We start from the raw sequence: 26,500 nt of genomic DNA, 5'->3' as shown, positions 1-26,500 counted from the left end.
GCAGCGGGGCCGATCCATCTGCCTGTACCGCTAACCTGAAAGGCTCGCATGGCATACATCGTTCGACAGGAAGTCCCGTCGGTATCCGCCTACATCGACATTCGTCTCGCCGCAGGGTTGAGCGGGAAGTCGGAGCAGGCCGCGACGATGGGGTTGAAGAACGGGCTCTTCAGCGTCGTGGCCTACTGCGACAGTGACCCGGTCGGAATTGGCCGGGTCATCGGCGACGGCGGCTGCTTCTTCGAGATCGTGGATATCGCGGTGTTGCCCGCTCACCAGAAGAAAGGTGTCGGCGACCTGATCATGCGGGCGCTGATGCGCTACGTTCACGAGAATGCGCCGCCGACCGCGTATGTCAGCCTGATGGCCGATCACGGGACGCCGAAGTTCTACGAACGCTACGGTTTTCAGCCGTCGTTGCTGCCGGAGAAGGCGGGGATGTTTTTGCGGATTGCGTAGCGCGTGGGTGGCCGATGTGAGTTGGTAGATGTGCTGGTGCACGATCTACCAACGCCAGTTCTCAGGAAGGCCCGAGCGCCTGCTCCAACTGCGACATCTCTTCACGCCACTTCTGCTGCAAGTTTGGCTTTTGGTGTTTCTTTTTGCGTGCGAGGTCCGTTTCCAGCAAGGCGTCCAGTTCGCACCAACGCTGCCATTGCGCTTCCGCTTCGCTTTGGGGGGAATGCGTGCCGTGATCAGTCACACCTGCTGGCTCGGGCTCAGGCGCGGATACCTCTTCGCGAGTAACGTACAAACGTCGGTACGCGCTCTCGGCATCCGGCCACTCCTGCAAGCGCCCGTCATGGATCGCCCAGAAACGATTGCAGCTGTGCTCGATCAACTCGCGATCGTGCGAGACAAGAATGAAGCCGCCGGCAAACGTGGCAAGAGCCTCGGCGAGTTCGCGCTTGCCGGCCATGTCGAGGTGATTGGTCGGCTCATCCAGCCATAGCAGGTGATAGCTGGCCATCGACAGTGCCAGAAACAGCAGACGTGCGCGCTCCCCGCCGCTCAACGTGGCGACGGTCTGGTTGTGCCGCGGATAAGCGAAGCCCGCCGCGATCAACGCTTGCCGTCGTTCTCTGTCGCCAACCCGCACAAACTCGGACAGTGCTTCGGATAGCGTAGCGCTGTCGGGCAGTTGCTGCAGCGATTGATCGTAGTACGCGATGTTTGCCAACGGATGAAAGCGCCACCCGGCGCGTGCTTCTCCCTGCCGTACATCGCTCCAGCACTGACGCAACAACGACGATTTGCCCGTACCGTTGCTGCCAAGTAGCGCGACCTTGTCGCCCGGGCGCAACCACAGGTTATCGATCTGAAACAGCGGCGGTTGCTCGGGCCGGGCAAACACCTGCAGATGCTCGAAAGCGAGCAAATTGTCGGCCTCCAGCTCGCTACCCGCCAGTTTCAGACGCCAAGGGCTACCGTGGCTCACGAACGTTTGTTCTTCCTTGAGTTTGTCGACACGCTTTTGCATTGAGCGCGCCTGCCGGAGCAGCTTTTCATTGTCATGCTCACGGCCCCAGATGGCGATGCGTTTGCTGCTGACGGCGAGCCGGTCAATTTCCTTTTGTTCGGCGGCACGGCGCACCTGCGCCGCCGCGTCGGCATCGGCGAGGGCGACCAACGCGTTGCTGCATGGCATGTCGAAGCTGTACACGCGCTGATCGCGCAGAATCCAGCTTTTTTCGCTCAGTTTGTCCAGCAGTCGCGCGTCGTGCGACACGAGGATGAGGCCGCCCTGCCAGCGCTGCAGGAAATCCTCCAGCCACAGCAACGACGGCAGATCCAGATGGTTGCTCGGCTCGTCCAGCAGCAGCAGGTTGGGCTCGAGCAACACGGCACGCCCGAGTAGCAAGCGCGTGTGCTGGCCGCCGCTGAGGTTGGCCACCGTAGTGTTCGCCGCTGCGGATAAGTCCAGGTCATGCAGCAGACTGTCGACACGCCAGTGTTGTGCGGACTGTGTATCCACGACTTCCAGCAGTGCTTCACGTGCCGTCAGTCCCGCCAGCCGCGCCGGCAGGTGCTGCTCCACGTGCTGAAGGCGGCATTGCCCGCTGTAGTGAACGTTGCCCGCGCTCAGTTCGCGGGCACCAGCGAGTACGCCAAGCAGACTGCTTTTGCCGCAGCCGTTATGGCCAATAAGGCCGATACGGTCGCCGAGTTCTACAGTAAGGGAAAGATCCTGGAACAGCGGGCCTTGGCTGGTTTCCAGTTGCACAGAAAGTGCGGAGATCAGGGTCGTCATACCTAGCTCTTGTCTTTTTGGGGGACGTGTTTGTCCCTGTCAACAGGAGCGCTGGCGACAACAATGAGTCGAGAAAGAACTCGAGAATGTAGCGTGAACTTTGCTCTGACCGGGTTATCGCAGCGCGATGGAACTCAGGCAGGAGCGGGTCGATGTGCTGAAGAAATGCACCAACATCAGTTGGCGCGCAAGCAGAACCATATTTACCTCCTTTTTTAAAAGAAGTTGAATAGGCTTGAAAGTATATAGCAATGCAGCCTTCTTTACGGAGGTCACTGAAAGGGGGCCGAGCGAGGAATGTCGGCCATTCTGAGGGTAGTGCAGGATGATCTGCTTCGTTTCAACGCGCTGATCCGGATTGTCTATTTCGCGTACTTCGTGTGGGGCGAGGCCGCGGCGGGCGGCGATGTTGTGCCTTGCCGCCGCGCTAGACGCCTGCATCAAGCGGATCGGGCAGGATCAACCTTGCCTGTTGCTTGACAGGAGCAGCGGGTGATCGAGCGCGTGCTGGTGCTGCACGACGCACAACCGGCGGCCGTGCCCGGATTTCGCTACCTGGAGGCCAGGGAGCAGCTGCAGCGCTTCATCGTGAGAGTGAACGGCCTTCGCCGGTTCCGACCGCCGCAGTCGGTTGGCAAGGACACACAAAAGGGAGGGGGAGGTATTGGTCGGGGCTGACGAGATAACCTTTCATCTCGTGACCGCCCCGTTCTACAAGGCCCAGAAGCGACCGCGTGCGATACATGACCGCTGCCGACAGGTTCGAACGGTACTTTGCGGCCCATAGGAGACCGTCGCCTTTCCGTATTGCTGTCACTTTCGATCTACTGCTGGCCGGCACGCGCTGCGGCGTAACAACGCGTGCCCCGTCGCCTTCAAAGCTCTACTTCACGAACTGCTGCCTGGAAAAGAAATTCGTCACGCGTGACCAAGAACAAACCGGGTGTGCCCGATCCAAGCACGTGCAGAGGCTCTAACTTGGCAACCTGTTTCCAGAATTCTTCGGTGTACTTGTCATTGACGTTGAGCGGGCTAAAACCTAAACGATTCACGAAGTTTGAATGGGATTCAAACTTGATAAGCCTATCGTACACATACCACTCATCAAAGCCTGGCATCGGAAGCCGCGATACCGCCTTGACTAATGGACTGACCGCGAGTTCGCCGAATTTTGACCATCCCGCCGTGAGTTCCTCATCGGTCGGCGTATATGGCCCGCTGTCACAACTTGCAATTGCAATATATCGCCCGAGCACTAATTCCGGACAACGTAGAACTATGTCCTCGATAGCCCCGTCAGTCCCTTCGTTCCATTCGACAATCCGATAACCGGCACGTTCGCCTGTTCGCGTTACTCTCTCCCCACCCTCGTCCGTCAGATTATCGATCATCTTTTCTAGTAATGCCCGCACGTGTGCTTCCGCTTCTTCGCGCGTACCCTCGAAGTCCAACCTACTAGCGCCATTTCCGAATCGACAATCGGTTGCCTCCTGCACGACTTCGTAGCCGAATATGAATGTTCCGTCGTTGCGCTGATATACGTGAAACCCAACGTCGTACGTCAGGTCGTGCGCATTTTGTCGCACATACTGAAACGTCTGATCATATCCGGCCTCAAGTTTCATCTGGTTGTCCCCATTTGACAGCAATTGAGACTTACGATCTGGATTTCCGCGCCGGGCCATCGACGGACCGGCACGGCCATTGTCAACGATCTAGGCGTTGACGTCGACCGACCGCTTCTGGCCGATTAGCGACACCGACTTCGCAAGACTGCAAACGTCTTGCGAAGTCGACTGGATCGCCCCATAGGTTGAGTTTTCGCCGGTCCGAAGAGACCCGCGATTTCCATGAAGCGCTGCCATGAAGCAGCGGTAGATCAGGCGGCGTCATGTCACTAGCGCTCATGGTCGCCCGGACGTAGACAGGCTGGAAAACAGGACTGCACCGCATGAGGTCTTGTGGCCGTCGAGCGCGGCGTTGGCCCCGTCGACTTTGAGGTTCGCATCACCCTCTGCAATGACGACTTCACCGTGCTCGGGACAGATGCAACGGTCGCCGATACGACCAACCGCACGCCCCATGACCTTGCTGTTCGGCGCGCCGGTTTCCACGGTTCCGCCGTGACTATGTCGATCGCCTACTCGAATCACGCCGCGCATACTGCTTCCTCAATACGAATAGCCTTGCCCGCGCCAATCGGGATAGTCGCCGTCGAATCGCTTGCCCCACCATGGCAGATACGCATCCCCTTCGCCGCCTGCCCGGAACCAGTTGCGGTCGGGATCGATCGCCGTCAATTTGCTAGGCGGCTTCACGACGACCGCCACTGGGTGGTCGGAGGCGGTCGTGCCGGCCACTAGTGTGTTGCCACCCAGGTGATTGGCCCGGCCGATCGCCAGAACCACGTCGGTGAGCGCGGACCCGGTGCCCATGTCGCCGAGCACCGCGGCCGTATTGAAGGTCTGCTTCACGTGGTCGTATTCCGGGAGCGTTTCGGTCAACGACTGGGACAGTGAGGCGAGGCCGCGTCGCTGCCATGACCGGTGTCGTGTACGACGAACTTGAGGTCGGTGACACCTATCTCGGCATTTTTTGCGGCCTGTTCGATCGTTGCCTTCCATGCCTGCACCGCGCGGGGCTCGCGCACTTTTGCTTCGAACGCCTGCGTGTCGCCCGTTGCGGGCGGGCCGATCCATGCGAGCTGCTCACGTTGGGTCTTGAAGTCCGGCCAAGGACTATGAGGTCCGATAAGGGGGATAACCAATGTACACGCCCCGATGGATCGAGATATAGCCATTGGCGTACCTAATGAATAGTCGTCGATCAACGACTCACTGCGGGCGTCGATCGCGCAGACACGGCGGATTGGGAAGTCGAAGCAAGGATTAAAAAATGCCTTACGTATCGGGAGTTGGTTGTGAAATTAAAAGATATCGAACGATCTAAATGAATTGAGTGGGGAGATGAGAAAATAGGCTGGGAGCTCGTGGCGCCAAAATCCAGCAGGCAGCATTTCATGCAAAACAGATCAGATGGTTAAAAAGTGACGGACGGATTATTCGGATTGCTGAAGTAATGTCGATTTGACATTCGATGGATGAGGCCGAGGCGGGACCCGGCTTGAATACACTGCGATCCGGTTGTGTTTGCCATCCCCGCCATCCTGCACGTGAAAGAAATTTAACGATCGCTGACGATCGCCCCCACGCTAGAACGCGCAATCGCGACTACTTGTATTACCATACGAGCGCAAAATGACTTTCTAGTCGAAGCGATTGATAAAAGACACGTGCGCGGTGTTTCTAATTAGCGCCCGAGTTGTATGGTTAATGAAAGAATAATCAATCGCGACGACAACGAATCTTACAAATTCAAATGCGGCTCTGAGAGGGCAATAAACGCTGCGTTTGTTTACCATCAGACGGGGTATCCGCATGAGTGGGGAAGTTTTGCTGAAGGCGCTACACGGAGGGCACGCGCAGTTCGATCGCATCATCAAGCTCGACACGCCACTCGGTGAAGACTGGCTTGTGCCGTTGTACGTCAAGATCAGCGCCCGACTTGGCCGCAATTTTGAAGTCGTTGTCGATGCCTCGTCGGTCATGGGCGACAAGATCAAGCTCAACGCGCTGATCCTGAAACCCGTCACGCTCTGGATTCAGCAGACGGACGGCGGATACCTGCCGATTCATGGTTACGTGCAGCGGGCCCGTCGGCTGGGATACGACGGCTCCATCTCCTATATTCAGCTCCAATTCTCTTCTTGGTTGAGCTTCTTGAAGCTCAGCAGTGATCGCCGCGACTGGCAGGAGGCCGGTGGCTGGCAGATCCTGACCGACGTGTTGAACAAGCATCCGCAGGCATCTGGCAATTACGAGCTCGAGTTGCGCGGCACGATCCGCTCGTATTCGCATCGCGTGCAGTGGGAAACCGACTGGAACTTCGTGCACCGGAGTCTCGAGGAAGTCGGCGTGTTCATGCGCTTCGACTTCGCGAAAGACGGGAAGTCTCACAAGGTTGTCATGATGGACGACCTCTATTTCGGGCCGTCGCTGCCGAATGCCGAGATGAAGTTCAGTCATGCCGGCACGGATGAAGATTTCGATGGGCTCACCCAGTTGAGCGAGCAGCAAGACGCGCAAAGCGACACGCTCACGATCGGCACGGTCGACTATAAGCGCCCTAATCTCGACCAACAGGTCAGCACGCCAGCCGCGGATCTGGAGGACTTGCCTGGTCAAGGTGAGGACTATCTCTATACCGGGTCGCAGACCTGGGCTGGATCCGACGTCGGCGAACAGCAGGCCCGGATTCGCACCGAGGAATGGGCATCTCGGTCGAAGCGCTATTTCGCAATCGGCAGCCCACGTTACGCGCTTCCCGGCCACTGGTTCAAGGTGTCGGGGCATCCCGTCCTCGACACGCTGCCGGAGGACGAGCGCGAACTTTCGATCATCGCAAGCGACTGGCTGATTCAGAACAACCTGCCGGGCATGGACACGCTCACATGGTTTCCGCGCAGCCTGCGTAGCGAAATCGAGCAGGTCCAAGCGGGCAGGACCGGTGCGACCGTGAGCCATCGTGATGGCGGCGTCGGATTCTTCCATGTCGAGATCGAGGCGCAACGCCGCAAGACACCGTTCCGCAGCCCATTCGAGCACGAGAAGCCTGAAATGCACCTGCAGACGGCGATCGTAGTGACGGACAGTGAAGAGGAGATCCTCACGGACGATGGCAACCGCGTGCGAGTCCGCACGTCGAACAGCCGGAACGATCGCAATACGAAGTCGACGACGTGGATTCGCGCGGCGATGCCGGACGCTGGCGCGAAGCGCGGCGGCTACTTCCCGTTGCGCAAAGACGATCAGGTGCTCCTGGGGTTCGTGAACGGCGATTGCGACCGGCCGGTGATCATATCGAGGCTGCACGGTGGTGCGACGATGCCTGTATGGCATACGCACGGCCTGCTGTCGGGCTTTCGGTCTCGTGAATACGGTGGCGATGGTTTCAACCAGCTCGTTATGGATGACTCGAGCGGCCAGAACCGGGTTCACCTTTACTCGTCGAGTTACAGCTCCCACCTACATCTGGGCTACCTGATCGAGCAATCCGACAACACGCGAGGCGCATTCCTCGGCAACGGCTTCGACCTGAAGTCGGGCGCGCACGGTGCGGTGCGGGCTGAACAGGGGCTGTATGTGTCGACACAGCCGGCCACCGCTCAGCCGCTGAACGTGACGGCGGCAACCGAGCCACTTGCGGGCGCGGAGGCAGTGTTCGAAACCGTGTCGAAGGCCAGCGAAACGAATCGTGCCGAGAGCCTGCAAGACGGCCAGGCCGCACTGAAATCGTTCACCGATGCGACGCAGCGCGCGGTCGCAGGCTCGACCAGCGGCGGCCGCACGGCCGGCGGCGGCACCGGGAGCGCGAACGGTTTCTCGAAGCCCGTGATGTTGCTGTCGAGCCCCGAAGGCATTGCTGCGTCGACGCAGCAATCAGTGCATGTCACGGCGAACCAGCACGCGAACGTTGTTGCCGGCAAAAACGTTAACCTCGCTGCCGGCAAGTCGTTGTTGGTAAGTGTGCTCGACAAGATCAGTGTGTTCGCCCAGAACCTCGGCATCAAGATTTTTGCAGCGAAGGGACCTGTGGACATCCAGGCCCAAAGCAGCACTGCCTCGCTGGTGGCCCTGCAGGATGTGAAGATCGAGAGCGCTGACGGCCGGTTGATTCTGACGGCAGCGAAGGAAGTCTGGATCGGTGCCGGTGGCTCGTACATCAGCATCAAGGGCGGTTTGATCGAGAACGTGACGACCGGGCAGATTTTAGAAAAATGCGGAAGTTGGGATAAGTCCGGCGGTGGAAGCGGGACGATTCGCGATCCCTTGCAAGCGACGCCGGTATCGACTGACGGCGGTCGCGGCTCGCTCTTCTCCGGCTGACGTTTGACCTGTGAACAGCGCGCTTCCGCAAAACGAGAGAACTGAGAGATCTCGAGAGACATGGACAAAAGTCATTCGCCGAAATCCGCCACGCCGGCCAAGCCGGCGAGTACACCTGCCGCGCCTAGCCCAGCTGCGCCGAAGCCCTTCACACCGCTGAAATGGGCATTTCCATTCACGCCGGCGGGCAAGGAAGACCCAGATGATCCGATGACCTACATGAAGGCGCTGGCGACTGCCGAAGATGGCTACTATCCGCTTGGCGCAAACGGCATGTGGCACGGTGGCATCCATTTCGACCAGAATACGGGTGTGCCACTGAAGCAAGACGACGGCGTCCGCGCAATCGCTGATGGTGAAGTGGTCGCGTACCGGCTCGACAGCAAGTATCCTGAACAAGAGTACCAGGACGGTCGACATGCGCTGTATTCGACCGGCTTCGTACTGATTCGCCATCGGCTGCAACTTCCACCCCCGCCCCCCCCACCCGCGCCCGCAAAGCCGGACTCGGCAAAAAGTGCTCCAGCGCATCCGGCATCGCCATCCAAGGCGGCAGCGGCAGCCGGATCCGCACCAACGACGCCACCAGGAACAGCACCGGCTCCGGCGCCGGCGCCGGCTTCAAGCAAACCGGCTCCAGACGAGACGTTGACGTTCTTTAGCCTGTACATGCACACGATGGACCACGACGGCTACGAAGCCGCGGCGAAGCAAGCGAAGGCAAGCAAGGTCGACCACTCCAAGCCGAACATAGAGCCGATGTCGTATTGGGAAGGGGACCGCTACTATCGGGTCGGTGACAAGGCGAAAGGGAAGCAGAGTGTTCCACATCCGAAAGTGCCATTGCCTTCGCGCGATGTGCTCGGCGACTTCATCAAGAACGACTTCAAACTCCCACCGGAAGACGAAGCGCCCAAAGACACCAAGCCCCTTCCGCCGCCGATCACGGGCGTCAGCATCTACGACCTGCCGAACGGAAAGGTCATCGGTATCTTGCCGACCGGAGCTGAGCTCACGATCTCGAACACGGACGAGAAGGCCAAAGCTAAACCGGGTTGGGCGAAGATCCTGGTGATCAAATCCGGCACGCCTGGCGCGACAGTCGTCGGCGAGCCAGTGTCGCCGCACGCGCCATATGGCTATGTGGCCGAGAATGAGTTGGACCTAATTGCCGACCCCAAGCCACTGGATGCGGTCGTCGTGCTGAAGACGCCTCATAGAGTCAATGCCGGGGATGTGGTTGGTCATCTCGGGCATTATCTGCGTTACCCCGACGCGAAACTACTGCCGGCGAAACCGACTCGGTCGCAACTTCATCTTGAAGTATTCGCTGGCCCCGAACTCGAGGCGTTCATCAAGAAGAGTCGGGCACGGGCCAAGGAGCGCGCCCCGGAGAACGCGTTTCTGGAAATCTCGCCAGGTGCGTTGTTGGTCACCGACCTGCCGGAACCGGAGCAGAAATTGCAACCTGGCCTGAAGCTCGTCCCCCTCGACAGCAGCGCCAAGGCCAAGTGGATCAAGGTGCAACCGAAAACGGTCACGACACCCGCGAATGCGGGGCACCATGCCAAGCCGACTCTGACCAATTCGGGCACACCCGTCTGGGTCGACGGTAGCCTCGCTGGCACCACGACAACCGGGATCATTCCGGCGTGGAAGGACTTCCCCTTGAGCTTCTCGAATGCGCGAGGGCCGGGCTCGGACTTCCGCAACGTCTTCCGGCGAGCCGACCTTGAGAAAAGCGGTGCCGACAAAGTCGCAAAGGACGACAAGGGGCGGTTTTGGTACTACGTCGAACTCGGCGCTAAGGACGGCAGCAAGCGGGCGGGCTGGGTTTGCGAGCAAAATCCTCCCCTCGTGCGAATGTGTGGCCCTTGGGATTGGCCTGGCTTCGAACTGGCTGACAACACCAGCATCTTGCCGATCGACATGCTCAAGCGTTATATCTACGTCACCGAGCAGCTTCTGGCGGATGAAAACAAGACCGAGTTCGAGACAAGTGCAACGAAGGTCAATGCGAGTTCGCTGATCGCGAAGCTTGAGAAGGCGATCGATGCGAATCAAGATGGGAAGGTCACTGCGCAGGAGTTGAAACATGCGCAGGAAACGCAGTGGACGGCGGAAGCCCTATCCCACATTGTGGTGCGGTGTGAAAGTGAATGGGGCGGTGGCTTGGGTAAGTGGGAAGCGCTGTCCCCGCTGATGAAGAAGTTGCTGTGGTTGTGGAAGGCGGAGCTCGAGCGGATCGGTAAATTGCAGTGGTGGGAGCAAGTCGCCAGCGTGGAGGGGTTTCCCAAGGAGCCCAATCCGTGGCATTTTCATCCGGTCGGGATCATCGGGAATTTTATGACACGGCGCCCTTCTGCGATCGGGACAACGGCCTTCCCCGCGGAGGTCATCGAAGCGGCTCAAGCAAGTCAATCCAAATGGGGAATCCCGGCATCTATTTCGCTTGCCCAATGGGCGCTTGAAAGCGGTTTTGGTAAACGAATGCCACACGGAAGTAACAATCCATTTGGAATTAAAGCGAATAAGCATGACCTCGACACGGGAAATTTCGTCAATGCGATGACGTCGGAGTTTGTCAACGGGAAGGAAATTAGAATACCGCAGCCATTTAAAAAATTCCCAACTTGGAATGAGGCATTCGATTTCCACGCTGAGCTACTCGCTACTCGTAAACCGTATGCAGAGGCTCGATCCCATCTCCCTGACCCCTATGGATTCGCGAGAGGTCTTGACGGTCACTATGCGACAGATCCGATTTACAGTAAGAAGCTCATCGGTAAAATGATCGAGCCATACAACCTAACTCAATACGATCTAAAGTGAAGATTGATATGAATGTTAATGGAGTTGTCAAGAGATTGGCCTTGATCGGTGCGGCAATATTTTTTCTCATTGGGCATTGTCCTCTTGCGCTTTCGGCCGTTGACTGCGAAAAATTGAACGCCAGTGCCTCCCAGGAGGGTGATTTTATAATGGGTGATAAGGCTGGTAGAACGGTAGTCGGACGAGGGCGACTTCAATTTTATTCTGCTCCGGATTTTTCATGCAAAATGCAAGGGGTCTTTATTTTGCCAAGCGAGCAGGTTGATGCATATTCCAACTACAATGGATTCACTCGGGTAATATATTTGGGCGCGAAGGAAGGCGGGCCAACGATAGGATGGGTGAGGAAAAGTCGACTAAAGTCGAATGGTGTCGGAATAGCTCCGCCTCAGCCAATTATTAAGCCGAAAGGCGCCGAATGACGAATCTTATCTGTGCGAATGGCGGCGCTGGCCACGGCGGTAAAGTTGATGAGGACTCGCCACTCCTGCGATTTTAATTGCGTGAAAATGTAATGTGAAAGAAAAAAGCATTTCGTTTATATTTGCCGCGTGCCTTATGTATTTTTCGCATGTCAGCCTGGCCGCGCCATATAATTGCCAACGAGAGTTGCGAAATCTTGTTGTGCCGGCTCTCGCAAGTTCCCCTATGCCTAAAAGCAAGATGCAGGTTGAACTTCAGGAAATGTCGGATGACAACGGCAATCCCTCCACAACTTTATACGGCGTGCAAATCTCGGTTCCCGCAGATAGTCCAGACAATGCTAACGGGAAAGTTGCGATCGGATGGGTCAATTTGGATATAGGCAAGATGAAGGCATTTGATGTGTCTAGAGATGAAGGCCATCCGCAAGAACTGCATTTGAATAAGAAAAGATATTCGGACTTCGTCAAGAACTGCATCAATCAGGGAAGTTGAAATCAAGGCGATGATAAATCTTGTTCGCATTGGAGATGCTACAGACCACGGCGGCAAAGTCGAAACGGGCTCCACGACCATGCGTTTTGACGGCCGCTACGTCTCCCGCAAGGGTGATCGCGTGTCTTGCCCGCAGCACCCCGACGTGTCACCTAACGTTATCGAGGAAGGCGATTCTTCGATGACGGATGGCGGTATCCCGATTGCCCGGCACGGGCATCGGGCGACATGTGGGTGTCATCTCATCTCGAGCCTGATCTGAAAGTGTGGCGTCCTCGGGGCGATCCCGTGCACGACGAGTGCGCACTGGATACGACCGCCATGATGCGACCGCCGCGTGGCCAGCTCGGGTCAGGTGGCAGGGCGTTGCGACGCCGGTACGATCTTACTTAGGACAGCGGCTGCGGCGTGGGCCGAGCTGAATCTACCGATCGCCGTGCCTGGTCAGCTCGATAGCTCGATGGCTCGTGCTGTCTTTCGAGATCAGGAGGGGCACTTGGGTCGGACTCCGTCACCCACTCGCGATGTAGCCTGACGGCCGCAGCCGGCGAGTCGACGACGGCATGGAGAGACGTTCCATCCCACAGCTCGACGGTCCATTTATTTCGCACGCGACAGATACCAATCGTCCAGCCGCTGCGGTGCGAATAACCGTAATCGCTGACCACTGTCCACCCCAACGCAACCATCGTGTCGCGCTGCTCGAGCATCGGCGCCGTGGTCATGCTCGCCCCCCCGGGGGGCGGGTCAGGTGTGCGAGCACGCTGCCGAGCTTGTACATCGGCTACGCGAAGGTTTCACGATTATATAAATCACGGTCATGTGTGTAAGCAAGATCCGGCCGGTCGTCGCGTCTGTCGCGTCAATCGAGCGAGGTTCCGACGCCACTACGCCGCGCATGGCCAATTCGCCCCGTCGTTTCCAACTCCGAGCAATCCCTCAATCATCGCCGATGCCGGACAGATGATGCGAGTCATGCGGACGGAAGCTACCGCATCAAGCAATACAAAACATCGGGACACCCTTCCTCGTTCCTGCTTCCGTCGTTGTATGCGATGGCAACGAACCCATGCCGCTCATAAAACGCGGCAGCATCGCGATTCATCTGGAACGTATAGAGCTGGAGCTTGCCAACCGTCTGCGACTTCACCGATTCCAAAAGGGAAGAACCAATCCCTTGCCGTTTGAATTCGGGGCACACATACAACTGGTCGAGCCATGCCACACCGTCAGTGACAACGTGTGCGGCCATGCCAATTATGCGGTCATCGTTCACGGCAACGGTCACGTTGCCGGAAGGGACAAGTATGTTGGCAACCCAATCGCGGACGGCGGCTTCGGAGTGTGCGAGCGGCGCGTAGGATGCCAGCGCGTTGCGCGACCGTAGATAGACATCAGCCACCTCAGCGGCATCGGCCGCAATCGCTCGACGCAAGACTAAAGGCATGTATCCGCCGCTCCGAAATCATCAAAGAGTGCACAACGATAGCAGCACGGAATCGAACTTCCAAGGTTGCACGGCACGCTGCTGAAACCGGAGAGATCGGAAGTTCAGCGCTCCGTATCGAGTTTGCGGTACAGCGAATGGGCGTTGAGACCGGGTTACCGATTCGCTGCTTCGTTTCAGGATTCCAGGATTCCGGGCTTCCGGGGCTCCGACATTCCCGTATCATCTGTCCGATTCACCGGGATCGCACGACCTGACGATTCCGCACCCATGAAAGGACGAGCAATGAAGGTCGAAGGGCGCGGCCGCGGCAAAGCAATCGGACACGACGCGGCGGCAGATCCGAAGCGTGCCGGTATCGCACCCGTCACCAAGAGCACCGACCCGCGCGACTACCAGAATGCACCCGGTATCGCGGCCGTCATGCCGAAAGCATTTCCCGACGGCTTCGTCGTCGAGGAGCATCGGCACACGCGTGCACAACTCGTCTACACCACGACGGGCATTGCCGAAGTCATCGCCTGCCAGTCGCTCTGGATGATCCCGCCTCATCGCGCACTCTGGATTCCGCCCGACCTGCCGCACGCGATGCGCGCACACGGGCAACTCGAAATGCGCGCCGCCTACGTCGACCCGCGAGCATACCGATCCGCCTACCCGGATCAACCGAGCCTGGTCAACGTTTCGCCGCTGCTGCGTGAGTTGATCGTGCGCGCGTCGTCTTTCCCGGTCGAGATCGATCCCGACGGACGCGACGCTCTCGTCATCCAGCTGATGCTGGCCGAAATCGAGTGGTCCCCCGAGCAACCCTTGCGGCTGCCGTCTGGCCAGGACCGGCGTCTTGCGCGAGTCTGCGACGCGATGCTGGCGAATCCGGCCGATCAGCGAACGCTGACGGAATGGGCCGATGAAGTCGGTGCGTCGAGCCGGACACTGGCCCGGCTGTTCACTGCCGAAACCGGGCTGTCGTTCAGCCAGTGGCGCCAACAGGCGAGGATCTCGGCCGCGCGCCCGCTGCTGGCATCGGGGCGCTCAGTGATCGCCGTCGCGGCCGACCTCGGCTACGAAACCACGAGCGCCTTCTCGACCGTGTTTCGCCGGTTTGCCGGCATGACGCCCAGCGCGTACGCGAAACTGTCCGATTCCGCGTAGCGAACGTCTTTCCCGCAAACGCGGAGCGCGGCGCGCGCGCTTATCGTGTCGGTCATCGAATCCACTGACCGAACGAGGCAAGCCGACATGACGCGACACGACATCGAATTCCTCTCCGAATCCGCCACGCTGCGAGGCTGGTACTACGAGCCGGCGCAGCGCATCGCCGGTACGGAAGCGTATCCGGCCATCGTGATGGCACACGGCTTCTCCGGTGTGAAGGAACAATATCTGGACCGCTACGCCGAGGTGTTCGCCGCCGGCGGTTTTGGCGTGCTGCTCTACGATCACCGGAATTTCGGCGCGAGCGACGGGTACCCGCGTCAGGAGATCGACCCCGTGCAACAGAAGCGCGGCTATCGCGATGCGATCAGCTATCTGCTCACACGCCCGGACGTCGACGCCGCACGCATCGGCATCTGGGGCACCAGTTACAGCGGCGGCCACGTGCTCGAAGTCGCGGCCATCGACCGGCGTGTCAAATGCGTGGTGTCGCAGGTGCCGACGATCAGCGGGTATCAGTCGGCATTGCGCCGCACGCGTGCCGATCTGATGCCCGCGATGCTGGCCCGCTTCGATGAAGATCGCAGGCAGCGATTCGCGGGCGGCCTGCCGGCGATGTTGCCGGCAGTCAGTGCCGACCCCGCGACAGCCTGCGCGATGGCCGGCGCGGATGCATACCGGTTCTTCACCGAGTCGGCGGCGCGGTGTGCGCCGAACTGGAAAAACGAAGTGACGTTGCGCAGTGCCGAGATGTCGCGCGAGAACGAGCCGGGCCAGTATGTGGATCGCATCTCGCCAACCCCGTTGCTGATGATCGTGGCCGACCAGGACCTGTTGACGCCAACCGACCTGTGCCTGAAGGCGTGGGAAAACGCGCTGGAACCGAAGCGCTTGCTCCAGATCAAGGGCGGACATTTCACGCCGTATATCGAGCATTTCGACGAAACCAGCCAGGCGGCGGTGGCGTGGTTCACGCTGCATCTGTCCGGCGCGCGTTGACCTGACTTGTTGCAGCGCGGGCACGCGGTGTCTACGGCTTGCGTTAATGGCGACACCGCCGGCTTCGACGGCGACTGCGTTTGCGGGGAAAGCGGCAGGCGGAGGCGCGACTGCTTTCATCCACCCGCCCGAAGCAACGCCAGTGAACGCGCTGCACGGGCTCGCGGACGATGTGTCACCACTTGCCCGCACACGACAGCGGCCGACGCTTCGTTATATGGAGTAATAGCTGTAATTTGGCCTGAAATGTTCTTTGCGGCGACTCGGGCTAGACTGGTTCCGCCTTGATACCCCCCCAAGGTGTTGTGTGTTCTCGGCTTGGCCCGCGCTCAGGTGCGGGCCAACTTTTTCGGGCGGGCGCCACCGGCGGCCGAACGATCGCCGACCGGATGCACATTGGAGGAAACATAGCGTGACAGACCGTCCGACAGTCCGCGATGCCGGTTCGCTCGTGCGGATCGCCGCGTTGAGCGCGGCGACGGCAGCCGCGATGGTGTCCGCCATGCCGGCGGCATTCGCGCAAGCCAGCGAGCCCGTGACGAGCAGCGTGTTCGTGCACCGGTCGTACGATACGGGCAATAGCGCGATCAACGAGAACTTCCAGTACATCGCGCATCCGCCGATACGGCCGGTTGCCGCGAGCGCGCCCCCGGTCGCGCATGGCGCGCACCGCGGCCGCCGCGGGCAGGCGGGCACCACGAATTCGGCGGGCGCAACCGGCGGCGGGTCGAACAGCGCGGCCGTTCCGCTCCCGACCATGCCGACGGATGCGTCGTCCGGCGCCCCCGTTTCGCAATAGCGATCTCTTTACGAACCCTTCCAGGCAAGCCTGGCGATCGACGATCGGTCGCAACGTCGTGCGCGATCGTCGGCTATCGCCCGGATCATGATGACGTCAGGCAGCACGGTGTGACCGCTCGATGAGGGGTGAGCGGGATTCTCCTTGTATCTCGCTCGTTGGCCCGACTGTGTCGGGCTTTTTTTGTTCGAGAGCGGGCAGGTGTGCCGTCGACGGCCGCATGTGGCAACATCGCGGTGATTTGCACATCAGATCCGGGTGCCGGCCGGCCCATCCATCCGAGGGGGAGTCATGTTTGACCATGTCAAATTCGGCGTGAGCGACTATGCCGCCAGCAAGACGTTTTTCCTCAACGCGCTCGAACCGCTTGGCGTAGTGGTGGTGGGGGAGGGCGAGCCTTCGTACGGCATCGAGATGTCTCCGCCGGGCAAGCCTTCGTTGTGCCTGTTCCAGACGACGGAGAAACCGGCGCATCTTCACATCGCGTTCGTGGCCGACAACTGCCAGCAAGTCGATGCGTTCCATCGCGCGGCGCTGGCGGCAGGCGGGAAGGACAATGGCGCGCCGGGGCTGCGGCCGCACTATCACGCGAATTACTACGCGGCGTTTGTCATCGGGCCGGATGGGCACAATATCGAGGTGGTGTGTCATCAGGCGCAGGGGTGATTCCCTGTCGACCAGAATGGGGCGGCGATGCTGCCTGCGAGGTCACGCGTTGATGGACGGCGGTCGACCGATGCCTTCGAATCGATGAGCGAACGCATGCTTCACACGAGCTACGGAGCTTTCTGCGATGAGTGACATCGCCATTGACATACCTTTTCCCGTCATCGCGATTATCCTGGGGGCCATCTACTGGCCCGTGACGCTTTGCATTGGCGCTGTCGCGTTATATGTCGGCGTGACTCGTCTGCGTGGTATCGGGCGCGTTGCGTGCGTCGTCATTGCACTCCTGTTCATCGTTGATGCCGGCGCGGGGATCTATAAGTCTCTCCGGCAGGGTGTGAGTGCTTTGCACTAACGCACAGCGTGCGAGGCGTTTTCGGCTTGGGTGTGCAGATACGTCGGACAGCGAGCGATCAGAAGCAGGCGCCGGGTTGGTCAACCAGTAGCGGAAAGGCAGCGTAGAAGAATGACGAGCAATCGCGGTGCAGGAATGCACGCTGACAGCGGTGCGGGCATGTTCTCCTTGCGGGTACGGGCCGTACTTTTGCGGGCGGTTTTATTGATCCCCTTGGCATACAACTGCCAGGCCCACGGTGAAGAGCCGGTGCCGAAGAACATCACGCCGGCAAGCTCCGGATATAAAACGGAGATCTTCAATCTTGTCGACCCGGACGGAAATCAATCCGGCACGGCGATCGGCCGGACGGTATCGTCCGCGTTCGACAATTTCCTGAATCTGGCCGGCCAGGATTCGAAAACGCTTCGAAAGCGCTTGCTGAGCGGCCCCGCGACGGAAGGGGCACTGTGGCAAATCGGTGAGTCTCGCGAATGGCTTTATCACCTTTGCCAGGCACACCAGTGCAACGTGACGAACGTCGCCCTGCTTTACGATGAGCAGTCGCACCGCACGGCCGGGCTGCTGCTGAACCGCTGCGAGCCGAAGTGGCTCGGGAATCCGAGCGCTGCGGAAAGAGCGCTGATCGAGCGTGAATATCCCGTCAAGATCGACCCGGACGACGCTCGAATCTTTTGCAGGAAGCCGTGACCGGCGGCTGACGGTGGGGCCGTGACCGTACCTGTGGCGATTGCGGATGGACTACACTCGGCCGACACTCGCTGCGGCGTGAAATCGACCAGCGGCGAATACGATACGAACACATTCCGGGGCGGGGGCCGCTGGCTTCCTGAAAGAGACGATGCCAATCAGCAAATTGAAGGCCATGCCGGCGTTTCGCGCCGACGCACCGCTGCAGATCCGTCACGCTATCGCGCTCTTCACGATTGTCTGGCTCATCGAGGCCGGATTCGCCGTCTGGCTCACGATGCTGGGTTTCGACCAGGCTGGCGAAGTACCCGCGGCGAAAGCAGTGCTCATGCGTCAAGGTGCTGCGTTCGTCGGGATAGTCCAGGCTTTCTGGCTTTTGCTGAACGCCAGCCTGATCGTGGGCCTCTGCCAGCGACAAAAGCTGGCGCGGACGCTGGAACTGGCGCTCACGATCGTCACGACGATGGCCCTTATCGTGGCGGGGCTCCCTTTCAGGCTGAGCCTGATCGAAGTGGGCTTTTTCGCCAATGCGATCGCAACCGTGCTCATTTTCACGGGCCCGTGTACGCGCTGGTTCCAGGCTGTCGCTTCATAAGCGCGCCGCGCCATCGGCTTACTGAGCGAGTGCCTGTTGTCGAACATGCGACTTGGCGGGATGGCGGCTTTCGAGCCGTGACGTGAAGACTCCACGGAGAAACGGGCGATGACCTCGAAAAGCATCCGCAGGGCAACGGCAGACGACGTACCGGCGCTGACGCAGATCCGGAATGACGCACACGCGAAGAAGCTTACGTACGGCGACCACATGTGGGGCAAGGAAGGCGACGGATTTTCCGAGCGGTGGGTACGGAGCAACGTCTCTGAAAAGGACGTGTATGTCGTCGAGCTGGACGGCACGTTGGCCGGAACGTTCTCGCTCGGCTTCGACGAGGACAAGCACTGGGGGCCGCAGGCGCCGATCGCCGGTTACGTGCACGGGCTTTGCGTGCGGCAAGGCTTCAACGGGCTCGGGCTCGGCGGCTTCATGCTCGACTGGTGCGCTCGCAAGGTGAGCAGCCTGAACCGGCGTTTTGTTCGGCTCGATTGCGCCGTTGAAAACGAGACGCTCTGCGCTTACTACGAGTCGCTTGGCTTTGTTCGCGTCGGGTTGAAATCGGACGGGATTGTCTGGTCGCTGTACGAGAAACCGGCTGGCTAGCTTTCAATCGGAATCCCTGCAATTTCACCCGGACGCCTTAACCAACCGTTGACCTTCAAGAACACGCATGCGAGCCGAACTGCGCGACCCCGTCGACCACGACAAGCTTCGACACCTGCTGCCGCTGACGCGCGCCGTGTTTCAACTGCACGAGAACGGACGCGAATACGCAGCGGAGTTGCAGCAGATTGCCCGATTGCTGGGTGACGACGTCGATCAGATCGACGTGCTCGGCGCGTTTGGCTCGACGAGTGCCGACGGATTCGCGAAGCAACTGGCAATAGACTGGCGTACCCTCCCGACCGATCTGTCGGAGCCCGAGCTTCTGGAATTGCTTGACGCCGTATGTGCGTGTCGCGGCGACCAGGCGCTTATGGATTACTGGGTTCGATGTCTGTCGGTCAACACCGGCGATGCCCGCATTTCGGACCTCATCTTCTGGCCCGAAGCCTACTTCGGCACCGGATACGACGGGCGGGAGCTTTCTCCGGCCGAGATGCTGGAGGTGGTTCTCCGCAAGCGGCGCACGGAATGAAGCCGGCGATGTCCATCGTCGAAAGCTCCGCAACCGACATTCGCGACGCGGATCGCGCGAAGACCTGGAAGATTGTTCCGACGCCCCTAAACCGCGCCCGTTCATTCGACAGAAGCGGCCGGATCATCGACAATCCGCGCCTATCAAATACACGAGAGAAGGGGGCAGGTGCATGCGCAAGGTCTTCAAGTCGCTCGGAGTGATCTTGAGCATTTCCGTCGTCGGCATCGCGGGTGCCCAGGCCGCATCCGGCGAACCGGCATTCCCGCGTTTCACCCAGGCTGAGGGCCGGCAGGATTCAGACGGGCTCCCGCTGTCCGGCGTGAAACTCTGTGTGCTCCCCGACCGTGCGCCGTGCTTCGAGATGCCGCCCGTGCCGCTTCCCAATTCGTCGAAGGAGCTTTACCAGTTCGGACTGATGCCGCGCTCCGAACGGTTGCCGATTGCGTCGGGCGGCTCGTGGGTTTTCTTCTCGGGGATGTTTTCGGGTGGCGGCAGCGGGATGCTGGAGCGCGTGGCGATATTGCGTTACGGCGCGAACGGCAAGATCGAGAACCTGATGCCGGAAGTCACTCAAACGGAGTCCGCCGATCGCGCGATGTGGAAGGTGCCGGACGTGTCGCCCTATCCGGTGTTCGTTCGGGCGGACTTCGTGTGGGCCGACGACGAGGATCATTTCGCCAGGCACTTTTTCATTGTCGACGCGTGGGCGTTCGATCCCGCCATCGGGCAGTACCGGAAGCGGTTTTCCTACCGCACCGCAAAGCGCTATGACCGCGGCGAGGGCTCGGATCATGTGCTGAGCGCCGAGCGTGCGGACATTCTGCGTCGCCTCGCCGCCAGCAAGTAGCCCGGGGCGCGTGCGCCGAACTCCGGTCGAAACGCCCGTCGGTTGCCGGCGGGGGCGAGCGGCCGTTCAGGTCGCCTCCCGCAGCCTTATCGCTGCGCGTCCCCGTAAGTCTCCCGGCATACCTCGCGCAACGCGTCGACGAGAAGATCCCGCGCGGGCGAGCGCGAATCGGCGGCGCGGGTAAACAGCGCGATGGGCGGGAGCGTCCAGACCAGCGAGTAAGGCACGATCGCCACGCCGGCGATCCGCACCAGTTCTTCCGCGATATCGGCGGGCACGATCGATACGGCCTCGTCGCTCGACGCGATCATCTCGCCGATCAGCTTGGACGAGTAACTTTCGACGATCGGAACGGGCGGCGGGATGCCGGCCGACAGGAACAGGTCGGTGACCTGTTCCCGCATCGGCGTATGCGGTGCGCCGAGAATCCAGTCGAGCGCGTGCAGCTTCTGCCAGTCCAGTGCGGTGCGGGCCAGTTTCGCGGCAAGACGCCGGCTCGCGATCATGCGCGGCTGCTGCTGGTACAGCACTTCGAAGGAGACCTGGCCCAGGTCGATCGCCGACGACGCCCGCCCGATCACGATGTCGACGCTGTGATCCTTGAGCTGCAGCAGGAGCTGATCGCTGGTGCCTTCGTGAATCGTCACGGTCAGGCGCCGTTCCATGCGCGCCTGCAGCCGCTTGAGCGCCGCCGACAGCATCTGCCCGGAAATGAACGGAATCACGCCGATGTGCAGGTGGGCCGCATGCCCGGCGGCGACGGCCTCCATTTCGCGGGCGAGGTGGTCGAGATCCTTGATCATCGCCTTCGCCCGCTCGAGCACGACCGCGCCGAGCGCGGTGGGCCGCATGCCGCGCGACGAGCGCTCGAAGAGCGGCGTGCCGAACATGCTCTCCAGCTCGGACAGCGCATTCGTCACGGCCGGCTGGCTGCTGGCCATGTGCTCCGCGACGCGCGTCAGCGACCCGTGCTGCTGGATCTGCAGCAACAGCACCAGGTGCCGCATTTTCAGACGGGCGCCTAGCCGCCTGACCACGTCGTTCGCGTCAAAAGTCATTGACTGGTCACGTATTCATCATGAAAAAGTGATGGACCGATATTAAAACAGAATCATCACCTTATGGCGGATCCCTAGAATCACTTTCATGGATCGCGCCGGGACTGGCCTGGCGCCCGTGCCCGGATCGAAAAACATGAAACAGACTGAGACACAGCAGCAGGCAGCGTTCGACTATCACGAATTTCCGACCCCGGGAAAGATCTCGGTCGTCGCCAGCAAGCCGCTCGTGACCCAGCGCGATCTCGCGCTGGCCTACACGCCGGGCGTGGCGGGCGTGTGCGAGGCGATCGCCGCCGATCCGCTGCAGGCGCACCGTTTCACGAGCCGCGGCAATCTGGTGGGCGTGATCACGAACGGCACGGCCGTGCTGGGTCTGGGCAACATCGGCCCGCTCGCGTCCAAGCCGGTCATGGAAGGCAAGGCCGTGCTGTTCAAGAAGTTCGCGGGGATCGACGTCTTCGACATCGAGATCAACGAAACCGACCCGGACAAGCTGGTCGACATCATTGCCGGCCTCGAGCCGACCTTCGGCGGCATCAACCTCGAGGACATCAAGGCGCCCGAGTGTTTCACGGTCGAGCAGAAGCTGCGCGAACGCATGAAGATTCCCGTCTTCCATGACGACCAGCACGGCACCGCCATCACCGTTTCAGCCGCGTTCATCAACGGGCTGAAGGTCGTCGGGAAGTCGATTTCGGAAGTGAAGGTCGTGACGTCGGGGGCCGGGGCCGCCGCGCTGGCCTGCCTGGACCTGCTGGTCGACCTCGGGCTGCCGGTCGAAAACGTGTGGGTGACCGACATCGAAGGTGTCGTCTATCGCGGGCGCACCGCGCTGATGGACCCGGCCAAGGCGCGCTTTGCGCAGGAAACCGATGCGCGCAAGCTGGCCGAAGTCATCGGCGGCGCGGACGTGTTCCTGGGCCTGTCGGTCGGCGGCATCCTGAGTGCCGACATGCTGAAGGCGATGGCGCCGCGCCCGCTGATTCTCGCGTTGGCCAATCCCACGCCGGAAATCTTCCCGGAGCTGGCGCACGCGACGCGCGACGACGTCGTGATCGCGACGGGCCGCTCGGACTACCCGAACCAGGTCAACAACGTTCTCTGCTTCCCGTACATCTTCCGCGGCGCGCTGGACGTGGGCGCGACGACGATCACCCGCGAAATGGAGATCGCCGCGGTTCACGCGATTGCGGGGCTGGCCGAGGAAGAGCAGAACGAAGTCGTCGCGGCGGCCTATGGCGCGTACGACGTGGCATTCGGCGCGCAATACCTGATTCCGAAGCCGTTCGACCCGCGCCTGATCGTCCGGATCGCGCCGGCCGTGGCCAAGGCGGCGATGGACGGCGGCGTGGCGAAGCGCCCGCTCACGGATCTCGACGCGTATGTCGAGCAACTGCAGCAATTCGTCTACCACTCCGGCGCATTCATGAAGCCGCTGTTCGCGACGGCGCGCCGGCTGGTGCGTGACGGCGGCAAGGCACGGATCGTTTTTACCGAAGGCGAGGACGAGCGCGTGCTCCGCGCGGTGCAGGTGATCGTCGACGAGAAACTGGCGCGTCCGATCCTGGTCGGGCGCCCGGAGGTGCTGCTGGCGCGCATCGAGCGCTTCGGCTTGCGGATCCGGCTCGGCCAGGATGTCGAGGTGACGAACCCCGAGTATGACGAGCGGTTCCCGCAGTACTGGACGAAGTATTGGGAACTGCGCTGCCGGGACGGCATCTCGAAGGAAATGGCGCGGGTCGAGATGCGGCGCCGCCTGACGCTGATCGGCGCGATGATGGTGCGGCTCGGCGATGCGGACGGGATGATTTGCGGGACGGTTGGCGAGTATCACAACCACCTGCGGTTCGTCGACGAGGTGATCGGGAAGAAGCCGGGTGCGTCCACGTATGCGGCGATGAACATCCTGTTGCTCGATCAGCGGACGGTCGCGTTGGTGGATACGCACGTTAACGACAATCCCGATGCGGAGCAGATCGCGGAATTCACGATTGCCGCGGCGCGTCAGATGGAATGGCTGAACCTGACGCCGAAGGCGGCGTTGCTGTCGCGGTCGAACTTCGGGTCGGGAAGTGCGGCTTCGGGGGTGAAGATGCGCCGGGCGCTGGAGATTGTCCGGGAGCAGGCGCCGGATATCGAGGCGGACGGCGAGATGCATGGCGACTGTGCGCTCGACGAGGGCTTGCGGTCGAAGCTTCTGCCGATGTCGCCGCTGAAGGGAGCCGCCAACCTGCTCGTGTGCCCGAACGTGGATGCCGGGAATATCGCGTACAACCTGCTCAAGACGGAGGCAGGGAGCAATGTGGCGGTGGGGCCGTTCCTGTTGGGCGTCAACGCGCCGGTGAATATTCTGACGTCCAGTGCGACGGTGCGACGGATCGTGAATATGGCGGCGTTGACGGTGATTGAGGCGAATCGGAACACGTCTGCCTGAGCGGAAACCGGAAGGGGCGAATTCACCGGGCGTGGTGTGGTTCGGGGGTATTCGCCTCTTCAGCTGTTGATTCGAATGGGGTGTAACGCTCATGGTGTGAGTCGAAACGGTGTTCGGATTCGTCTGGGCGGTCAAATGAGATTGAGCATCCGCGAAAGACGCCAGACTTCGATACGCCATCTGGGCGATTTCGTTAATTCGTTGCATCGGCGGGTTGAATCCGCAGGCCAAAGCCATGCTTTACCCGAGGCAGTCGAAAAGGACGGCTTGACTTGTCTGGACTCGACCTGTCGAGGATTGACGGAAACGCATCGGTTCGCGTTGACGCATCGAAGATGCGCGCAGAAGGGCCGACCGAAGTCGATGCAATGCGGATGAACGCTCCATGATCGAGCGGTATGGCATCCTGCTGCCTTTGAGCGGGAGTCGCGTGTCGGGCCGGGGTGGCCGCAAACGCGACCACGTGAAGTTCCGGGGCGCCCGCCGAACCAGCCTGACTCCAACAGACTTTCCGCAGCGAACGGCTGCTTGCACCGATGCGTCAGATACCATTTATTGCCTTTGCGCTCTCGGCCCTCGTGCCCGGCCTGCTGTGGTCGTATATCACCGACGATCCCTGGTCGCTCAAATATTCCATTCCAATCGCCTGCTTCGGCACGGCATTATTCGCGATTCCACAATATCTGCTGGTCGTGAAATACTGGCGCGTTTCCCTGATTTCGTCGTGTCTGTGTGGCGGTATTACCGGATTGTTGACGTGGATTGCCACCTATCTGATTTACACCTCCATCTGGGATGACGATCTTTTCAAAGCCGGGTTGTCGGCCGTTTTGGGGTTCCTGGCGTTCGTATGCCTGGGGCCGGTGGCGGGATTCGTGTTCTGGCTAATGCATCGTTGGCAACGATCCGGAGGTTGAATCCACGTCCGGTCTCAACCTGTGTCGGCGCGCCGTGCGAGATGCGTGCGGAGTGCGGTGAGGCGTGCGTGCTTCCCGGGCACGAGCCGGGCCGCTGTTTCCGGATTCGTGGCGGTATCCGGTGTCGCTGGCGGTTCCTTTCGCGGTGCCGCGCTCGTCAGTCGAGGCGGCCGCCACCCGCTGCGGACGTCCGCAATCGTTTGCACACAGCCTGCCACCCGGCCATCGGCTTTACCCTGAGGCGCACCCGCTGCGTCCCGGCGCCAACCTCCCGCTCCGATGGTGCAGCGCATTTAATCAGTATTTCGTAACAATTGACCGTCGCGACGCCCCGGCGCACTCGTATTGGATAACAATCCTAACTAAGTTTTGGGGCTCGATACTTCGCGTATCGTCCGATAATTATCTTTTATTTTCGTCTAAAATCGCGCTTCCTCTTACTTTTTAACGGAAAGCGTTTTGAAAGGACTGACGAAAAATCTCTCGCGCACGGCCATTGCCGCATGCGTCGCTTATGCCGGGCTCATGCCTTTATCCCGGCCCGCCGAAGCCCAGGTCGAACCTCTGAAGAATCCCGTCTACGGCGTGACCCTCGACGACCTGACCAAGCTGGACGCCATCGTCGCGTCGCTGCAGAACCTGCCGTACAAGCCCACCGTGCGTGTCGTGTTCGATCCGGGTACGTCGGCCGCCGACTACTACGCGCCTCTGCTGCGCCTGCACGCCGTCGCGTACGTGATGGGCGAGGTTTACGATTCTTACTATTTCCCGACGGATCTCGCCACGTACAAGGCAAGAACGCAGGAACTGGTGTCGCAGTTGAAGAACACCGTCGACGTCTGGGAGATCGCGAACGAAATCAACGGCGAATGGCTGCGTAACGACCCGAGCGGCACGAACACCGTGGTCAACTCGGAAGAGCAGCAGATCGGCCAGATGGTTGCCGCGGCCAACACGATCGTGAAATCGAACGGCGGCAAGACGGCCATCACGCTGTACTACAACGACGACAGCAAGGGCAACAACTGCTGGGAGAAGCCGGTGGATTACTGGAAGACGTGGCCGACCACCTTCCTGTCGTCGACGGTCCGCCAGCAGGCCGACTACGCGCTGTTCAGCTACTACCCGTACCAGGATTGCCCGGGGCTGAATCCGACGTGGAAGAACGATTTCGCGGCGCTGGAAAGCATCTTCCCGAACGCGAAGGTCGGCTTCGGCGAAATCGGTACCTCGGATACGTCCGCGCCGGCGTCGGTGCAGCAGAACCTGATCAAGACGTACTACCCGATGGTCAACAGCATGACCGATCCGCGTTTCATCGGCGGGTTCTTCTGGTGGTACTACGCCGAACAAATGGTCCCGTATTCGACGAGCCCGTATTTCCAGCTGTTGCGTCAGACGATCATCACGCTCAAGTCGCCCAACTAAGCGATTGAGCCATCCAGGAA

25 protein-coding genes and 1 pseudogene are annotated in these 26,500 nt (G+C 60.4%); 19 read left to right on the top strand and 7 right to left on the bottom strand.

Annotated elements, in window-relative coordinates; all coding sequences use genetic code 11:
* Positions 1–48 precede the first annotated feature (48 nt).
* On the top strand, positions 49–459 hold the full coding sequence (locus tag HAV18_RS09360; RefSeq protein ID WP_166954969.1) for a GNAT family N-acetyltransferase: 411 nt from the start codon (positions 49–51) through the stop codon (positions 457–459).
* Between the two features lie 61 nt (positions 460–520).
* Here the strand turns inward: HAV18_RS09360 and HAV18_RS09355 are convergent, their stop codons facing one another.
* The 5 genes and pseudogenes from HAV18_RS09355 to HAV18_RS39825 all read right to left on the bottom strand — a co-directional run.
* A complete protein-coding gene (locus HAV18_RS09355) occupies positions 521–2,251 on the bottom strand; it encodes an ATP-binding cassette domain-containing protein (RefSeq protein ID WP_166954967.1) in 1,731 nt (576 codons plus the stop codon).
* A 114-nt stretch (positions 2,252–2,365) separates the two neighbouring features.
* The gene (locus HAV18_RS09350) at positions 2,366–2,692 is read right to left on the bottom strand and encodes a hypothetical protein (RefSeq protein ID WP_166954965.1); all 327 of its coding nucleotides are present in this window, start codon (positions 2,690–2,692) and stop codon (positions 2,366–2,368) included.
* Positions 2,693–3,126: 434 nt separating this feature from the next.
* A complete protein-coding gene (locus tag HAV18_RS09345; RefSeq protein WP_243771589.1) occupies positions 3,127–3,876 on the bottom strand; it encodes a hypothetical protein in 750 nt (249 codons plus the stop codon).
* 279 nt (positions 3,877–4,155) lie between these two features.
* Entirely contained in the window at positions 4,156–4,413 is a 258-nt protein-coding gene (locus tag HAV18_RS09340) for a PAAR domain-containing protein (RefSeq protein ID WP_166954963.1), read from the bottom strand.
* A gap of 9 nt (positions 4,414–4,422) precedes the next feature.
* Positions 4,423–4,982 (bottom strand): annotated as a pseudogene (locus HAV18_RS39825) (virulence factor); the annotation flags it as partial.
* A gap of 706 nt (positions 4,983–5,688) precedes the next feature.
* On the opposite strand from HAV18_RS39825, the gene HAV18_RS09330 reads away from it, so the two are divergent.
* From HAV18_RS09330 to HAV18_RS09310, 5 genes are all read left to right on the top strand, one after another.
* Positions 5,689–8,196: a type VI secretion system Vgr family protein gene (locus tag HAV18_RS09330; protein ID WP_166954961.1), complete on the top strand. Its 2,508-nt coding sequence runs from the start codon at positions 5,689–5,691 to the stop codon at positions 8,194–8,196.
* A 60-nt stretch (positions 8,197–8,256) separates the two neighbouring features.
* A complete protein-coding gene (locus HAV18_RS09325; RefSeq protein WP_166954959.1) occupies positions 8,257–11,028 on the top strand; it encodes a glycoside hydrolase family 73 protein in 2,772 nt (923 codons plus the stop codon).
* Entirely contained in the window at positions 11,025–11,450 is a 426-nt protein-coding gene (locus HAV18_RS09320; RefSeq protein WP_166954957.1) for a hypothetical protein, read from the top strand. Before HAV18_RS09325 ends, HAV18_RS09320 begins: the two co-directional genes overlap by 4 nt.
* Before the next feature lie 94 nt (positions 11,451–11,544).
* Positions 11,545–11,946, top strand: coding sequence for a hypothetical protein (locus HAV18_RS09315; protein WP_166954955.1), 402 nt, complete (start codon positions 11,545–11,547; stop codon positions 11,944–11,946).
* A gap of 10 nt (positions 11,947–11,956) precedes the next feature.
* Complete coding sequence (locus tag HAV18_RS09310; RefSeq protein WP_166954953.1) at positions 11,957–12,208, top strand: PAAR domain-containing protein; 252 nt, start codon at positions 11,957–11,959, stop codon at positions 12,206–12,208.
* Positions 12,209–12,934: 726 nt separating this feature from the next.
* Here HAV18_RS09310 and HAV18_RS09305 read toward each other — a convergent pair.
* Positions 12,935–13,393 carry a GNAT family N-acetyltransferase gene (locus tag HAV18_RS09305; RefSeq protein WP_166954951.1) on the bottom strand — a complete coding sequence of 153 codons (459 nt, stop codon included), beginning with the start codon at positions 13,391–13,393 and terminating at the stop codon, positions 12,935–12,937.
* 66 nt (positions 13,394–13,459) lie between these two features.
* Here HAV18_RS09305 and HAV18_RS09300 point away from each other — a divergent pair, with 66 nt between their 5' ends.
* From HAV18_RS09300 to HAV18_RS09255, 10 genes are all read left to right on the top strand, one after another.
* The gene (locus HAV18_RS09300; protein ID WP_243771588.1) at positions 13,460–14,545 is read left to right on the top strand and encodes a helix-turn-helix domain-containing protein; all 1,086 of its coding nucleotides are present in this window, start codon (positions 13,460–13,462) and stop codon (positions 14,543–14,545) included.
* 87 nt (positions 14,546–14,632) lie between these two features.
* A complete protein-coding gene (locus HAV18_RS09295; RefSeq protein ID WP_166954949.1) occupies positions 14,633–15,547 on the top strand; it encodes an alpha/beta hydrolase in 915 nt (304 codons plus the stop codon).
* Between the two features lie 412 nt (positions 15,548–15,959).
* Positions 15,960–16,346, top strand: a complete 387-nt coding sequence (locus HAV18_RS09290; RefSeq protein ID WP_166954947.1) for a hypothetical protein — start codon at positions 15,960–15,962, stop codon at positions 16,344–16,346.
* A gap of 291 nt (positions 16,347–16,637) precedes the next feature.
* Positions 16,638–17,012, top strand: coding sequence for a VOC family protein (locus HAV18_RS09285; RefSeq protein WP_166954945.1), 375 nt, complete (start codon positions 16,638–16,640; stop codon positions 17,010–17,012).
* A 127-nt stretch (positions 17,013–17,139) separates the two neighbouring features.
* On the top strand, positions 17,140–17,367 hold the full coding sequence (locus HAV18_RS09280) for a hypothetical protein (protein ID WP_166954943.1): 228 nt from the start codon (positions 17,140–17,142) through the stop codon (positions 17,365–17,367).
* 111 nt (positions 17,368–17,478) lie between these two features.
* Positions 17,479–18,057 carry a hypothetical protein gene (locus HAV18_RS09275; RefSeq protein WP_166954941.1) on the top strand — a complete coding sequence of 193 codons (579 nt, stop codon included), beginning with the start codon at positions 17,479–17,481 and terminating at the stop codon, positions 18,055–18,057.
* Positions 18,058–18,208: 151 nt separating this feature from the next.
* Positions 18,209–18,652, top strand: a complete 444-nt coding sequence (locus HAV18_RS09270) for a hypothetical protein (protein WP_166954939.1) — start codon at positions 18,209–18,211, stop codon at positions 18,650–18,652.
* Positions 18,653–18,862: 210 nt separating this feature from the next.
* Positions 18,863–19,255: a GNAT family N-acetyltransferase gene (locus HAV18_RS09265; RefSeq protein WP_243771587.1), complete on the top strand. Its 393-nt coding sequence runs from the start codon at positions 18,863–18,865 to the stop codon at positions 19,253–19,255.
* 67 nt (positions 19,256–19,322) lie between these two features.
* The gene (locus tag HAV18_RS09260) at positions 19,323–19,790 is read left to right on the top strand and encodes a hypothetical protein (protein WP_166954935.1); all 468 of its coding nucleotides are present in this window, start codon (positions 19,323–19,325) and stop codon (positions 19,788–19,790) included.
* 172 nt (positions 19,791–19,962) lie between these two features.
* Positions 19,963–20,640 carry a hypothetical protein gene (locus HAV18_RS09255; protein ID WP_166954933.1) on the top strand — a complete coding sequence of 226 codons (678 nt, stop codon included), beginning with the start codon at positions 19,963–19,965 and terminating at the stop codon, positions 20,638–20,640.
* 86 nt (positions 20,641–20,726) lie between these two features.
* Here HAV18_RS09255 and HAV18_RS09250 read toward each other — a convergent pair whose 3' ends face one another.
* Positions 20,727–21,698, bottom strand: a complete 972-nt coding sequence (locus HAV18_RS09250; protein ID WP_166954931.1) for a LysR substrate-binding domain-containing protein — start codon at positions 21,696–21,698, stop codon at positions 20,727–20,729.
* A 136-nt stretch (positions 21,699–21,834) separates the two neighbouring features.
* Between HAV18_RS09250 and HAV18_RS09245 the strand changes: the two genes are divergently transcribed.
* The 3 genes from HAV18_RS09245 to HAV18_RS09235 all read left to right on the top strand — a co-directional run bounded on the left by HAV18_RS09245 (position 21,835) and on the right by HAV18_RS09235 (position 26,480).
* Entirely contained in the window at positions 21,835–24,135 is a 2,301-nt protein-coding gene (locus HAV18_RS09245) for an NADP-dependent malic enzyme (RefSeq protein WP_166954929.1), read from the top strand.
* A gap of 536 nt (positions 24,136–24,671) precedes the next feature.
* Entirely contained in the window at positions 24,672–25,052 is a 381-nt protein-coding gene (locus tag HAV18_RS09240; RefSeq protein ID WP_166954927.1) for a hypothetical protein, read from the top strand.
* Between the two features lie 525 nt (positions 25,053–25,577).
* Positions 25,578–26,480 carry a hypothetical protein gene (locus tag HAV18_RS09235; protein WP_243771586.1) on the top strand — a complete coding sequence of 301 codons (903 nt, stop codon included), beginning with the start codon at positions 25,578–25,580 and terminating at the stop codon, positions 26,478–26,480.
* Positions 26,481–26,500: the final 20 nt, after the last annotated feature.

This window comes from Burkholderia sp. D-99 (assembly GCF_011605345.1).
Taxonomy (GTDB): Bacteria; Pseudomonadota; Gammaproteobacteria; order Burkholderiales; family Burkholderiaceae; genus Burkholderia.
The sequence above is the reverse complement of the archived record's forward strand: the minus strand, read 5'-3'. Positions and strand labels throughout refer to the sequence as shown.

Coding starts and splice junctions, on each gene's coding strand:
- HAV18_RS09280 (WP_166954943.1), top strand. CDS start 17,140: ATGAGTGACATCGCCATTGACATACCTTTTCCCGTCATCGCGATTATC.
- HAV18_RS09350 (WP_166954965.1), bottom strand. CDS start 2,692: ATGCAGGCGTCTAGCGCGGCGGCAAGGCACAACATCGCCGCCCGCCGC.
- HAV18_RS09250 (WP_166954931.1), bottom strand. CDS start 21,698: ATGACTTTTGACGCGAACGACGTGGTCAGGCGGCTAGGCGCCCGTCTG.
- HAV18_RS09340 (WP_166954963.1), bottom strand. CDS start 4,413: ATGCGCGGCGTGATTCGAGTAGGCGATCGACATAGTCACGGCGGAACC.
- HAV18_RS09270 (WP_166954939.1), top strand. CDS start 18,209: ATGCCAATCAGCAAATTGAAGGCCATGCCGGCGTTTCGCGCCGACGCA.
- HAV18_RS09255 (WP_166954933.1), top strand. CDS start 19,963: ATGCGCAAGGTCTTCAAGTCGCTCGGAGTGATCTTGAGCATTTCCGTC.
- HAV18_RS09295 (WP_166954949.1), top strand. CDS start 14,633: ATGACGCGACACGACATCGAATTCCTCTCCGAATCCGCCACGCTGCGA.
- HAV18_RS09310 (WP_166954953.1), top strand. CDS start 11,957: ATGATAAATCTTGTTCGCATTGGAGATGCTACAGACCACGGCGGCAAA.
- HAV18_RS09235 (WP_243771586.1), top strand. CDS start 25,578: ATGCCTTTATCCCGGCCCGCCGAAGCCCAGGTCGAACCTCTGAAGAAT.
- HAV18_RS09240 (WP_166954927.1), top strand. CDS start 24,672: ATGCGTCAGATACCATTTATTGCCTTTGCGCTCTCGGCCCTCGTGCCC.
- HAV18_RS09275 (WP_166954941.1), top strand. CDS start 17,479: ATGACGAGCAATCGCGGTGCAGGAATGCACGCTGACAGCGGTGCGGGC.
- HAV18_RS09345 (WP_243771589.1), bottom strand. CDS start 3,876: ATGAAACTTGAGGCCGGATATGATCAGACGTTTCAGTATGTGCGACAA.
- HAV18_RS09265 (WP_243771587.1), top strand. CDS start 18,863: ATGTGGGGCAAGGAAGGCGACGGATTTTCCGAGCGGTGGGTACGGAGC.
- HAV18_RS09330 (WP_166954961.1), top strand. CDS start 5,689: ATGAGTGGGGAAGTTTTGCTGAAGGCGCTACACGGAGGGCACGCGCAG.
- HAV18_RS09325 (WP_166954959.1), top strand. CDS start 8,257: ATGGACAAAAGTCATTCGCCGAAATCCGCCACGCCGGCCAAGCCGGCG.
- HAV18_RS09355 (WP_166954967.1), bottom strand. CDS start 2,251: ATGACGACCCTGATCTCCGCACTTTCTGTGCAACTGGAAACCAGCCAA.
- HAV18_RS09285 (WP_166954945.1), top strand. CDS start 16,638: ATGTTTGACCATGTCAAATTCGGCGTGAGCGACTATGCCGCCAGCAAG.
- HAV18_RS09360 (WP_166954969.1), top strand. CDS start 49: ATGGCATACATCGTTCGACAGGAAGTCCCGTCGGTATCCGCCTACATC.
- HAV18_RS09305 (WP_166954951.1), bottom strand. CDS start 13,393: ATGCCTTTAGTCTTGCGTCGAGCGATTGCGGCCGATGCCGCTGAGGTG.
- HAV18_RS09245 (WP_166954929.1), top strand. CDS start 21,835: ATGAAACAGACTGAGACACAGCAGCAGGCAGCGTTCGACTATCACGAA.
- HAV18_RS09260 (WP_166954935.1), top strand. CDS start 19,323: ATGCGAGCCGAACTGCGCGACCCCGTCGACCACGACAAGCTTCGACAC.